The organism is Lactobacillus colini, assembly GCF_017874575.1.
GTDB lineage: Bacteria > Bacillota > Bacilli > Lactobacillales > Lactobacillaceae > Lactobacillus > Lactobacillus colini.
The window spans coordinates 74,820-86,645 of sequence record NZ_JAGGLU010000009.1 but is presented as its reverse complement, the minus strand read 5'-3'; the positions used below and the strand labels follow the sequence as shown (position 1 = coordinate 86,645).

At 35.8% G+C, this 11,826-nt stretch carries 13 protein-coding genes; 6 read left to right on the top strand and 7 right to left on the bottom strand.

Annotated features, from left to right (window positions below; translation table 11 throughout):
- Nucleotides 1-344 precede the first annotated feature (344 nt).
- A complete protein-coding gene (locus J2Z60_RS08065; RefSeq protein WP_209687181.1) occupies nucleotides 345-1,184 on the bottom strand; it encodes an SDR family NAD(P)-dependent oxidoreductase in 840 nt (279 codons plus the stop codon).
- 98 nt (nucleotides 1,185-1,282) lie between these two features.
- Here J2Z60_RS08065 and J2Z60_RS08060 point away from each other — a divergent pair, with 98 nt between their 5' ends.
- From J2Z60_RS08060 to J2Z60_RS08045, 4 genes are all read left to right on the top strand, one after another.
- Complete coding sequence (locus tag J2Z60_RS08060) at nucleotides 1,283-1,666, top strand: MerR family transcriptional regulator (RefSeq protein ID WP_209687180.1); 384 nt, start codon at nucleotides 1,283-1,285, stop codon at nucleotides 1,664-1,666.
- Between the two features lie 227 nt (nucleotides 1,667-1,893).
- Nucleotides 1,894-2,139 (top strand): hypothetical protein, encoded by a 246-nt coding sequence (locus J2Z60_RS08055; protein WP_209687179.1) that lies wholly within the window; start codon nucleotides 1,894-1,896, stop codon nucleotides 2,137-2,139.
- Nucleotides 2,136-2,537 (top strand): type II toxin-antitoxin system death-on-curing family toxin, encoded by a 402-nt coding sequence (locus J2Z60_RS08050; RefSeq protein WP_209687178.1) that lies wholly within the window; start codon nucleotides 2,136-2,138, stop codon nucleotides 2,535-2,537. The genes J2Z60_RS08055 and J2Z60_RS08050 overlap by 4 nt, the downstream gene beginning before the upstream one ends.
- Before the next feature lie 131 nt (nucleotides 2,538-2,668).
- The gene (locus J2Z60_RS08045) at nucleotides 2,669-2,929 is read left to right on the top strand and encodes a hypothetical protein (protein WP_209687177.1); all 261 of its coding nucleotides are present in this window, start codon (nucleotides 2,669-2,671) and stop codon (nucleotides 2,927-2,929) included.
- Between the two features lie 190 nt (nucleotides 2,930-3,119).
- Here J2Z60_RS08045 and rlmD read toward each other — a convergent pair whose 3' ends face one another.
- On the bottom strand, nucleotides 3,120-4,469 hold the full coding sequence (rlmD, locus tag J2Z60_RS08040) for a 23S rRNA (uracil(1939)-C(5))-methyltransferase RlmD (protein ID WP_209687176.1): 1,350 nt from the start codon (nucleotides 4,467-4,469) through the stop codon (nucleotides 3,120-3,122).
- A gap of 334 nt (nucleotides 4,470-4,803) precedes the next feature.
- Between rlmD and nhaC the strand changes: the two genes are divergently transcribed.
- The gene (gene nhaC / locus J2Z60_RS08035) at nucleotides 4,804-6,183 is read left to right on the top strand and encodes a Na+/H+ antiporter NhaC (RefSeq protein WP_209687186.1); all 1,380 of its coding nucleotides are present in this window, start codon (nucleotides 4,804-4,806) and stop codon (nucleotides 6,181-6,183) included.
- Between the two features lie 57 nt (nucleotides 6,184-6,240).
- The gene (locus tag J2Z60_RS08030; protein ID WP_209687175.1) at nucleotides 6,241-6,948 is read left to right on the top strand and encodes a Bax inhibitor-1/YccA family protein; all 708 of its coding nucleotides are present in this window, start codon (nucleotides 6,241-6,243) and stop codon (nucleotides 6,946-6,948) included.
- A gap of 46 nt (nucleotides 6,949-6,994) precedes the next feature.
- On the opposite strand, the gene J2Z60_RS08025 is transcribed toward J2Z60_RS08030, so the two are convergent.
- The 5 genes from J2Z60_RS08025 to gatC are packed head-to-tail and all read right to left on the bottom strand — an operon-like array spanning nucleotide 6,995 to nucleotide 11,818.
- A complete protein-coding gene (locus J2Z60_RS08025) occupies nucleotides 6,995-7,681 on the bottom strand; it encodes a TMEM175 family protein (RefSeq protein WP_245328762.1) in 687 nt (228 codons plus the stop codon).
- Between the two features lie 34 nt (nucleotides 7,682-7,715).
- A complete protein-coding gene (locus J2Z60_RS08020; RefSeq protein ID WP_209687174.1) occupies nucleotides 7,716-8,618 on the bottom strand; it encodes a diacylglycerol kinase in 903 nt (300 codons plus the stop codon).
- A gap of 24 nt (nucleotides 8,619-8,642) precedes the next feature.
- The gene (gene gatB / locus J2Z60_RS08015; RefSeq protein ID WP_209687173.1) at nucleotides 8,643-10,073 is read right to left on the bottom strand and encodes an Asp-tRNA(Asn)/Glu-tRNA(Gln) amidotransferase subunit GatB; all 1,431 of its coding nucleotides are present in this window, start codon (nucleotides 10,071-10,073) and stop codon (nucleotides 8,643-8,645) included.
- Nucleotides 10,074-10,076: 3 nt separating this feature from the next.
- A complete protein-coding gene (gene gatA / locus J2Z60_RS08010; RefSeq protein ID WP_209687172.1) occupies nucleotides 10,077-11,516 on the bottom strand; it encodes an Asp-tRNA(Asn)/Glu-tRNA(Gln) amidotransferase subunit GatA in 1,440 nt (479 codons plus the stop codon).
- Complete coding sequence (gene gatC, locus J2Z60_RS08005) at nucleotides 11,516-11,818, bottom strand: Asp-tRNA(Asn)/Glu-tRNA(Gln) amidotransferase subunit GatC (protein ID WP_209687171.1); 303 nt, start codon at nucleotides 11,816-11,818, stop codon at nucleotides 11,516-11,518. Before gatC ends, gatA begins: the two co-directional genes overlap by 1 nt.
- Nucleotides 11,819-11,826 lie beyond the last annotated feature (8 nt).

The window sequence follows — 11,826 nt, the reverse complement described above, 5'->3', positions numbered from 1 at the left end:
GTGCTGTGCTGTGCTGTGCTGTGCTGTGCTGTGCTGTGCTGTGCTGTGCTGTGCTGTGCTGTGCTGTGCTGTGCTGTGCTGTGCTGTGCTGTGCTCATATTATTTTCCCTTCTAAAATACAATAATGCGTTACTTTTACCTAACAATTATATCAAGTTTTAAATCTATAAATTATCAAATAAATATTTTTATCTTGATACTGCTTGAATTAAATATGATAAATATTGTTGTTTGGGACTTTTTTGATGAAATTAAATAGCACTAGCATACCCAGATCAGTAAAATTATTCTATTAATGAATGATTCTATTCCTAGTTATCTGCTATGATAGATAATAATTATCTTTAATCAAAGCTCATATCTGTCGAGATATTACGATATCTATCAATATCAGCTTGTAATTTCTTAATTTTATCTTCTGCGGCTCCAATCGCATCTTCACCTGCTACAAAATGTACTGGTGGATTATCTTCATGACCAATTTGTACTAGAGCTTTTGCTAATTTTTTAGGATTACCAGGCTGTTTTCCATTTTGCTCAATAAAGAAATCCTGATACTTCTTACTTCTTTCGGTATAATCAGCAATTTCAATATCACCAAATTTAGTTGAATTCTTAGTTAAAAACTCAGAGCGAAAGAACCCAGGCTCAACAATTGTTAATTTAATATTGAATGGGGCTAATTCTGGAACTAAAGCTTCCATCCAACCTTCAAGAGCAAACTTAGAAGCTGAATAAGCTGAATTAAATTCAAAGCCTGCAAGTCCGGCACTAGATGACAATGTAATTATGTGACCGGATCTTTGTTTGCGCATAATTGGTAACACACTTCTAGTTAAACTCATTGTTCCGAAAACATTAGTTTCAAATTGAGCACGCATTTGTTGAGGACTAATCTCTTCAAAATATCCACCATAAAAGTTTCCGGCGCTGTTTAATAAAATATCTATTTGACCAAATTTATTAATAGCTTTTTTTAGAGCTGTAGTTATTGAATCTGCATCAGTAACATCTAATGATACTTTTAGTAAGTTATCTGCATCTTCAAAGGCTTGGTCAAGCTTTTCAACTTTTCTAGCAGTAACGACTACTTTATCACCATTATTTAGAGCAGCTTGAGCAAAATCCTTTCCCATACCTCTACTTGCACCAGTAATTAACCATACTTTTGAATCCTTAGTCATAATAAGTTCCTTTCTTTTTGTTATTTGTTATATTGACCATCCTATACCTTCGAGTTAACCTTAAGGCAAGTATTATTTTTAAAAAATTGAGGAAAATTATGTATACAGTTAAAGAAATAGCTAAAAAGTTTAATCTAACTCCATATACAGTCCGTTATTATACAGATTTAGGACTTGTTCCAACTGTAAAGCGTGACAAAAATAATAACAGATTATTTGGCGAAGATAGTTTTGAGTGGTTTGAGACTATCATTCACTTGAAAAAATGTGGCATGACCATCAACGATATAAAAAAATACGTAGATCTCTGTAAAAAAGGAAACTCTACTTTGCAAGAACGTTATAACTACTTAATGAAATACAAGAATTACGCTGATGAACAGTTAAAAGACGCTAAAATTCAAGCAGAATTTATGAAGAATAAGCTTGCAATTTACGCCAAGTGGATTGAAGAATATACTCAAGAAAAACATTTATGTTAAAAAACAGTTGAATTAAGTTGACGTGCCTGATAATTGAAATGTACGTCATGCCTTTCAACTGCTTTTTAGTATTTTTATTTAGCTAACTGAAAGTTGAAAGTCAGAAATCATGTTCTGATACAGCCCTAGTCAAGTAGATAATCTAAATATAAAAAATACTCAATCTGAATGCTTAGGATTTTCTTTCGTAGCTACAGTATGCTAATATGTAACTACGAGGTGATATTATGTCAGATTTAAAAGGCGAATCCAAATTTTTTAAAGCTGGAAATTCATTTGGGCTACGCTTAACTAAAAAGGATAAAGAAATTCTCCAAGCCAATCCTGGTGATGAATTTGAAAAAATTATTTCACCAGATGGTCAGACTATTACTTTTCGTAAAAAACAAATGGTCAGTGCCGAAACTAAGAACATGATCAAACAACTCTTTGATGACAACAAGGAATTAATGGAGCGATTAAAAGACGAATGATTTATTTAACTGAATTAGATATAATTGCTGTTAATCGCTATGTTCTCGAAGGAGTAGGACAAAAATATCAGGTTGTCCAATATCCTGAAGGACTATCGCTAGTCGTTGAACAGCCACAAATGGTTGTCTTTGGTCACACTCTTTATCCGACAATTTGGCTAAAAGCAGCTTATATCATGCAAAAAATCACTAAGAAGCATATCTTTTCAGATGGAAATAAGCGAACGGCGTTTTTAACAACCCTGCTTTTTCTAAAAAAGAACGGTTATGACACCATTTTTACTACTGACGAAGGCGAAGCGTTGATAATGCAAATTACTTTAGCAGATGATACTGAAGATGAAATGATCAAAGTGGCGCAAGTTCTCAAACAGCATAGCACTAAAATTAATAATTAACGTCATGTAATTCAGGACATAGCGTTACCGCATCATTGCAGATATTCAAAATAAAGTTTTTATGGTTATTGTCGTAAAGGCTAGAAAAAGAAATGACGTCTACAAAATTTTGTTAATTAGGAACTCTAAGTATGAAAGATAATAACTTTTTAAGTAACTATTATGTAACTACCATATTTACCTTGTTGGCCATTATAAATATATTTGGTGCTTGGGGTACTTGGCAATATCGTTTTATATTTATTTTATTTAACTTCATTGTTGGAGTTGTCAGTGAATATTTGATCAATAAGAATTTGAAAAATAAGTTTTTTAATATATATAAAGCAATATTTGCTCTTATTTTATTAATATTTGATCTAATTTGGATAATGCTATCCATTTTAATTTAGGACAAAAAACCAACATTCCAAATGTCTAATTTATTCGTGGTAACATGTCGTAAAAAACGTTCTATTCCTTGATATATCAGCATTTCTAGCCTAATTTTAAAAAAAAGAGTGTACAACTGACTTCAATTATCCAAAATCAGTTGTACACTCTATTTTTTATAAATAGCTCAACCATGCGGTTTGTAGCCTCTTATTTTTGCTTAGTAAGCACTGTTACACTCTCAACATGTGGAGTCTGTGGAAACATATCAACCGGATCAATTCTCTTGAAATCATAACCCTGCTCTTGAAATAATTGTAAGTCACGGACCATTGTTGCTGGATTACATGAAATATAGACAATTTTCTTAGGAGCAGTTTTAACTGCTGCATCAATAAATTCCGGAGTCAGACCCTTTCTTGGTGGATCGACAAAGATCACATCAGTTTTTAACCCTTCTGAGGCCCATTGCGGCATAATATCTTCCGCCCTACCGACGACATACTTAGCGTTACTAATACCGTTCAAGCGAGCATTGTTATTAGCATCTTCAACAGCAGGCTTAACTACTTCCATCCCACGAACTTCTTTAACATGCTTAGCTACTGACAGTCCAATTGTACCAATTCCAGAATAAGCATCAATTACTACATCATCTGGCTGCAAATTAGCCTTTTTGATTGCTAAATCATATAGACGTGGAGTTTGCAGAGAATTAATTTGGAAGAAGCTTTGCGGAGAAATTTTAAATTTAACATCGCCAATCTTGTCAATAATGTAATCATTGCCCCAGAGAAGATAATCTTTCTTACCTAGGATAACATTAGTCTTTTGTGGATTATGGTTCAAAATGATACTTGTAACGCCGTTTATCTTGCTTATTTCTTGAGTAACCTTTTTAAGCTGAGGGAAGTCCTTATGTAGTGTAATCAAGATTACCATGATTTCGCCACTAGCCTTGGAGCGCCGAACATCAAGGTATCTTACTTCACCTTTATGATGAAGTTCATCATAAGCAGGTACATGATTAGCGCGTAAGATATCACGCACGTTAACTAGTACCCGGTCAATCTCAGGATCGGTTGTAAAGAAATTGGTCAAAGGCACCAAGTCATGCGAATGCCGCCTAAAAAAGCCAATATCTAACTTACCCTTAACATCTCTTACTGGAACTTGGGCCTTATTACGATAGCCGACTTCTTCAGGACTAGCTAAAGTCTGTCCGACTTCAATGTTATCTAAATGAGCCTTTTTTAGTAAGTTAACAACTTGCCTTTGTTTAAATTCTAACTGCTTGTCATACTTAATATGAGCTAATGAAGCTAAGCCTGTCTGCACCCACTGACGCAGTTTAACATTAATTCGGTCAGGGCTTTCTTTTTTTATTTTTTCAATTTTTGCAAAAGCAAAATTCTTTTTTACTTTCAAAATCTTGGCACTGACTACTTCTCCTGGCAAGGCATTAGCTACAAAGATAGTTAAGCCTTCTAAGTGAGCTACACCCATTGCCTCATAAGAAAGATCAGTAATTTCTAAGTCAACAATTTGATTTTTTTGCATGGTAGATTCCTTTTAAATAAATATTCCGCCACTAATTATAACAAATAAAAAAATATTTTTTCTATTTAAGCATTGACATATTTTTTTAATATTGCTATCATTATGACCAACAAAACGTCACAGTAGATGCTTCGTTAAGCGTCAGAGAGCTGGTGGTTATGTGCGAACCAGTCAGGCGAAGTTATTGAATTACAGCGTTAGTAGTTTATTCGGCCCTAGTCAGTGCCGTTATCACCTGATACGAGAGCATGCTTTGCTAAATTGGGTGGTACCACGATTATTATTCGTCCCGTTGATTGTAATTAATCAACGGGATTTTTTTGTTAGGAGAGTTATTATGAAACGGAAAGTTGGTTTTATTGAAGCAATGACTATCTTAGTCATACTTCTTGTAATTTTAGGAATTTCAGTTATTAAGTTTGGACTTTCTCCAGAAGTACCTGTTTTATTTACTGTCTGCTTATTAGTATTCTGGGCTAAGTTCCGCGGTGCATCTTGGCAAGATATTCAAGATGGGATCAAAGAAGGGATTGGCGTTGCCATTATTCCAATCTTTATCTTTATTTTAATCGGTTCATTAATTGGTCTTTGGATCAAGGCGGGCATTATCCCATCAATTATGGTTCTTGGCTTTAAAATTATTAATGCCCAATTCTTTGTTCCATCTGTCTTTATTGTTTGCGCAATTGTTGGTATCGCAATCGGAAGTGGATTCACCACTATTTCAACAATTGGGATCGCCCTCTTTGGAATTGGAATCAGTATGAATCTTAACCCACCCCTACTTGCAGGAGCAATTATTTCTGGAGCAGTATTCGGTGACAAGATGTCTCCTTTATCTGATTCAACTAACCTTTCTTCAGCTGTTGCAGAAAGTGAGTTATTCGCCCACATCAAGAACATGATGTGGTCTACAGTCCCAGCGTTCTTAATGTCTCTGATCTTATTCTGGTTCTTAGGTAGCAGTGGTAAGATGGATATCACTAAAATCCAACATACTTCACAGATCTTGCAATCTAATTTTGTAATTAGTTGGTGGGCAGTATTACCAATTATCTTAATGATCTTCTGTGCTTGGAGAAAGATCCCAGCTATCCCTACCTTATTTTTAAACATTACTTTAACAGTTGTCATGATTTTTGTTCAAAGTCCTCACGAATCCTTACAAAGCTTAACTAACTTGATTATGAACGGCTTCGTGGCTAAGACTAGTGATTCATCTGTTAATGCCTTACTTACCCGTGGTGGAATTTCTAGCATGATGGGAACTGTCGCATTAATCATTTCTACCCTATCGCTTGGTGGCTTATTGATGAAATTTGATGTCATAAATAGTTCTATGGAACCACTTGTTGCCAAGCTTAGAACTCCTGGTCGCTTAATTACAGTTACTATTTTATCTGGTATCTTCATTAACTTATTTGTCGGTGAACAATACCTCTCAGTTATTCTACCAGGTCGTGCTTTCAAGCCAGCCTTTGATAAGATTAAGTTATCTCCTCTAGCCTTGAGCCGGGTACTTGAAGATGGTGGTAGTGTTATCAACTACCTTATCCCTTGGGGGGTTGCTGGGTCATTTGCGGCTTCTACTCTTGGTGTTCCTGTCTTAGCATTTTTACCATTTGCCTTCTTTAGCTTATTTTCTCCAGTATTTTCAATCCTTTCAGGTATTACCAGAATCGGTTTGAAATGGGCTCAAGATAAGACAAAATAATCTTTTTCGCTTATAATATATTAAGTAAGATCATTTAATAGAAAGAAGGAAATGTTATTGGATAACTTCGAACCTGAACGTAGACATGTCGTTGATATTAGTGGCTTAAATAGCTTCTTATCTAAAATGTACGGCATGATGACCTTAGCAGTACTGGTTTCTGCAATTAGTGCCTATTTAACGATGACTGTCTTCAGAACACAAGTGTTAACTTTCTTTGCCAATAACCGTGCTATAAGTTGGGTAATACTAATCGTCCCACTTTTCTTAGCTTTAGGAATTGGCTTCAGGGCTACGCGGAATCCGGTCGCAAGCTTTATTATGTTAATGGCACTATCACTTATTTATGGTATTGAATTTGCCTTAATTGCTGGTGCTTATACTCAGACTAGCATTGCCTCGGCATTCTTTTCAACAGCTGCTGTTTTTATTACAATGGCAGTAATTGGTACAACTACCAAGAAGAATTTAAATAATATCGGTTCTTATGCATCTGCAGCCTTAATTGGGCTGATAGTTGCAATGCTCATCAACCTTTTCTTAAGAAATCCAATGGTTTCCTATGTCTTCTCATTCATTGCAGTTATTATCTTTACAATCTTGACTGCTTGGGATGCACAGAAAATGAAGCAGATTTACCTGCAATATGGTAATGATATCTCTGCTAACGGCTTGGCTATTGCTGGGGCATTAGAACTTTACCTAGACTTTGTAAACTTATTCTTACAATTTTTACAAATCTTTGGATTTAGTAATAAAGATTAACATTAATATGATTTAAAAAAAGGACCCTATGGTCCTTTTTATTTTTCTATCTAAGTCCTAGATTATGAGTTGGCGTTAATAATGAAATTATAGGAATAATCAAGTATAAGATCATTGCAATTCCTGGATACCAAATAGATAGAATAATCAAAAAAATGTTAATTGATATAGATGATAAAATTCTACCGATGGAATATCTTACTAGAAAAACATTCATAATTCGTGAATTTTTAAATTCTGGCTTTGCTCCTGAATATTCTACAGCTATTTTTAATAATTGGACTATTAAAAATACTATTCCATAATTAATTACTGCGAAAGTAGAATGTTCATTCATAATCCATTCCGTCATTACTGGAAAAATTGCCAATACTACCAAAAATAACATATCCAGAATTGCAGTTATTCTGGTTGGTTTCCTTACAAAGTACAAAAAAGCAATATGCAAATCATACCAAAAACTTCCAATAATAAAGAAAGTAATTAAAAATATACCAATATTAGCTAAAAAATACCCATAGTGCAATTCATGAATTGGTGGCTTTATTTCTAAGACAATAATCGTCATTATAATAGTAATTATCGAATTATTAAAAGCTTGCAAGTCTTGGCTTAATTTGGTCGGCTCTTTTTGCTGTGCTTTTTTTATTTTTTCTTTTATCTTAATAATCTCATCTTTATCTTGAGAAGTTAATCTGGAAATATCTTTATCTCTTCGCATCTTATTTACCAAAAGAGACACCACAATTGCGGTGTCTCTCCATCTATTAACCAACGTAAAATTCAATATGTTGTTGTAAATTCGTGAACTCAATCGGCAAATACCCACCGATTTCACCATCTAGGTTAACTGGTATCTTTCCTTCAGTTTCATCTAAAACTTCCACCTTCAAACTTCTGGTTTTAGTGTAGATGATCTTAGGTTCATTGACATGCTTGCCATTTAAAGCCATCGCCATTAAGCGTAGCACATCTACTGGATTTGCAGTCTTTACAACAATTAATTGGAACAGACCATCTGACAATTCTGCGTCTGGCATAATCTGTTCAAAGCCACCAATAGAATTAGTCATTCCCAGCAAAAACATCGACAGCTCACCTTCATAGACGCCTTCATCATAAGTTAAGCGCATTTTATGGCTGCTGATACGAGGTAACATTTCTGCTCCCTTTAACAAGTAAGCACTATAACCTAAGATAGACTTCATTTCTGACGGTACACCGTAAGTTAATTCTGTCATGGAACCGCTGGCGGCAATATTCATAAAATACTTATTGCCAGCAAGACCAATATCCATCTTTCTAGTTTTTCCTTTAAGAATAACTTTAGCTGCTTCAACTAAGTCATCTCTTGGAATCTTTAAAGCCCTAGCAAAGTCATTAGTAGTTCCAGCAGGAATGACTGCAAGTTTAGGTCTATTATCTAATGGGGCTACACCGTTGACAACTTCACTAATTGTACCATCACCGCCAGCTCCGACAATTAAGTCAAAACCTTCCTTAGCGCAGCGAGTCGCTTCTTTTTGAGCAGATAGTGGTTCAGGTGTTGTTTGATAGGCACTGGCCTCAAACCCGGCTTGCTCTAATATATTCAAAATTCCTGCCACATTACTAAGCATCTGCTCATGGCCTGATACAGGATTATAGATCAATCGTGCTTTTTTTGTCATTGCCTTATCACCTTTCGCTTGTGATTAACGATTTTGTAACTCTTTATTTAATAATTGGTTAACAACTTTAGGGTTAGCTTTACCACGAGTCTCTTTCATAATTTGACCAACTAAAAAGCCGATAGCTCTGTCCTTACCATTCTTAAAGTCTTCAACAGATTGAGGATTATCATCAACGATCTTAGTAACCATAGGTCCTAAAACAGAAACATCAGATAATTGAACCATACCCTTATCTTCAACATACTTCTTAGGATCAGTACCATTTTCAATACTTTCTTGGAAGACTTTCTTAGCAATCTTAGAAGAAATGGTACCATCTTTGATCATTTTAATGATTTCGGCTAAATGTGCAGGTGTCAACTTAATATCAGTAATATCAACTTGCTTTTCATTTAAGTAACCATTAATCTGGGTATTCAACCAGTTGGCAGCTAGCTTAGCGTCTGCACCAGCCTTTACAGTTTCATCATAGAAGTCACTTGATTCTTTAGTTTGCAAAATAACATCTGCATCGTATTCCTTGATACCATACTCGTCGACATAACGCTTACGACGGTCAAATGGTGATTCAGGAAGGGTGGCAGCAATTTCATCAATCCACTCTTGACTAATGTGATCTGGAGCAATATCTGGTTCAGGGAAGTAACGGTAATCTGCGTCACCTTCCTTGACACGCTCTAAAACAGTCTTACCAGTAGCTTCATCAAAACGACGAGTTGATAATTGTACCTTACCACCAGATAGCAAGACTTGTTGTTGACGCTGTTCTTCATAAGCTAGAGAACGTCTTACGTGGTCAAATGAGTTCAAGTTCTTCATTTCGACCTTAGTACCAAGTTCTTTTTGACCTGCTGGACGGATGGAAATGTTAGTATCTACACGCATAGAACCTTCTTCCATCTTAACGTCAGAAGCACCAGTGAATTGTACAATTTGGCGAAGTTTAGTTAAGTAAGCGTAAGCTTCTTCAGGATCCTCCATATCTGGTTCAGATACCACTTCAAGAAGTGGAACACCCTGACGATTTAAGTCAACATAAGAATAGCCGTTGGCACCGTGAGTGTTCTTACCAGCATCTTCTTCAATATGCATTTCATGGATACCAATCCGCTTCTTCTTACCATGAACTTCAACTTCAATATAGCCATCACGTGCTAAAGGTTGAAAGAATTGAGTAATCTGGTAAGCCTTAGGATTATCTGGGTAGTAGTAATTCTTACGATCAAAGTGAGTAGTTGGCAAGATATGAGCATGAGTTGCTAGAGCTACCATAATCCCTAAGCGATAAACATCCTTGTTAACCATTGGCAAGACACCAGGCATGGCCCAATCAATCACGTTAGTTTCGGTATTAGCAGGCGCACCGTAACTTACTGGTGATGGAGAGAAAATCTTACTCTTGGTCTTTAATTCGAAGTGGACTTCAAGTCCGATAGTCGATTTAAAATTCATTAATTAATCCTCCAATCCAGTTGGTTTCTTTTCATAGAATTTGTTATTGCGTTCAATAAAGTCAGCTACTTGGAAGATGCTCTCTTCATCAAAACGCTTAGCCATAATTTGGAAACCAACAGGCATACCATCTACAAGACCAGCTGGCACACTCGCAGCAGGAATACCAGCCATATTAGCTGAAATAGTTAAGATATCATTTGCGTACATCTTAAGTGGATCTTGAATAGAAGAGCCAATCTTAAATGCAGTAGTTGGAGTTGTTGGTCCAACAATAACATCATTGTCTTCAAAGATCTTCTCAAAGTCACGAGCAATTAAAGTTCTAACTTTAGCTGCTTGTCTGAAGAAGCGGTCATAAGAACCTGCAGAGAGGGCAAATGATCCAAGCATAATACGACGCTTAACCTCATCACCAAAGCCTTCGCTTCTTGACTTCACATAAACATCAAGTAAGTTCTTGGTATCCTTTGCTCTATAACCGTAACGAATTCCATCATAACGTTGCAAGTTAGATGATGCTTCACTAGAAGCAATAATGTAGTAATCTGGCACAACGTACTTAGTATGTGGCAGACTTACCTTATTAATAATTGCGCCATTATCTTCAAGAACCTTAATTTGTTCATTGATTAAGTCCTTAACCTCTTGTTCAACACCTTCACCGAAGTATTCTTCGGGAACAGCTACACGAAGGCTCTTGACATCTTTACCTAATGCCTTAGTAAAATCAGGTACCTGGCGAGTTGATACAGTTGAATCATGGTCATCTGCACCAGCAATAACATTTAAGATCTTAGCAGAATCAGCAACTCGCTTAGTCATCACACCGATTTGGTCAAGTGATGATGAAAATGCAATTAAGCCCCAACGAGATACTCGACCATAAGTTGGCTTAATACCAAAGATACCATTAAAAGCTGCAGGCTGTCTTACAGAACCACCAGTATCAGAACCAAGTGCTGCTACAACTTCACCACCAGCAACAGCTGCAGCAGAACCACCTGATGATCCACCAGTTACCTTAGTTAAGTCCCAAGGATTCTTAGGAGTACCAAAGTATGATGTTTCACTGGATGAGCCCATTGCGAATTCGTCCATGTTAGCCTTAGATACAATAGTCATTTGTGCTTTTTTTAGTTTAGAAATTACAGTTGCATCATACACAGGCATATAGTTATCAAGAATATGGCTGGCAGCAGTAGTTCTAATGCCATTAGTGATAATGTTGTCCTTAATAGCAATTGGGATACCAGCTAATTCATTAGATAGATCTAAATCTTCAGCAGGCTTAGCATCATCTACTACAGTAATCATCGCATTAAGCTTAGGCTCTAATTCTTTGATATTTTTTAAAGTATCTTGCGTTAATTCTTCCGCAGTAATGTCGCCATTTTTTAATTTTTTGTGTAATGATTCGATATTTTCATTTAAGTAATTCATTAGGCATTATCATCCTTATCAATAATCACTGGAACCTTAATAAAGCCGTCTACCTTTTCAGGAACATTCTTCATTAACTCTTCTTTACTTTCCCAATGTTCAGGCTTGTCTTCTCTAAAGACAGTATCACGGTCTACTACTTGAACAGTTTCTGGAACATCAGTTGTATCAACTTCGCCTAATTGATCAGCCATGTTGATAATGTCGCCCATTTGCTTGGTAAACTTATCTAATTCTTGATCACTAAATGCTAATCTAGATAGCTTAGCTACGTGAGTGATCGTATCCTTGGTAATCTCCACTATTTAAA

What these genes read in the sequence shown, in the direction of transcription:
- J2Z60_RS08065 (WP_209687181.1), bottom strand. Translation starts at nt 1,184, where the DNA reads ATGACTAAGGATTCAAAAGTATGGTTAATTACTGGTGCAAGTAGAGGT.
- J2Z60_RS08060 (WP_209687180.1), top strand. Translation starts at nt 1,283, where the DNA reads ATGTATACAGTTAAAGAAATAGCTAAAAAGTTTAATCTAACTCCATAT.
- J2Z60_RS08055 (WP_209687179.1), top strand. Translation starts at nt 1,894, where the DNA reads ATGTCAGATTTAAAAGGCGAATCCAAATTTTTTAAAGCTGGAAATTCA.
- J2Z60_RS08050 (WP_209687178.1), top strand. Translation starts at nt 2,136, where the DNA reads ATGATTTATTTAACTGAATTAGATATAATTGCTGTTAATCGCTATGTT.
- J2Z60_RS08045 (WP_209687177.1), top strand. Translation starts at nt 2,669, where the DNA reads ATGAAAGATAATAACTTTTTAAGTAACTATTATGTAACTACCATATTT.
- rlmD (WP_209687176.1), bottom strand. Translation starts at nt 4,469, where the DNA reads ATGCAAAAAAATCAAATTGTTGACTTAGAAATTACTGATCTTTCTTAT.
- J2Z60_RS08020 (WP_209687174.1), bottom strand. Translation starts at nt 8,618, where the DNA reads ATGACAAAAAAAGCACGATTGATCTATAATCCTGTATCAGGCCATGAG.
- gatB (WP_209687173.1), bottom strand. Translation starts at nt 10,073, where the DNA reads ATGAATTTTAAATCGACTATCGGACTTGAAGTCCACTTCGAATTAAAG.
- gatA (WP_209687172.1), bottom strand. Translation starts at nt 11,516, where the DNA reads ATGAATTACTTAAATGAAAATATCGAATCATTACACAAAAAATTAAAA.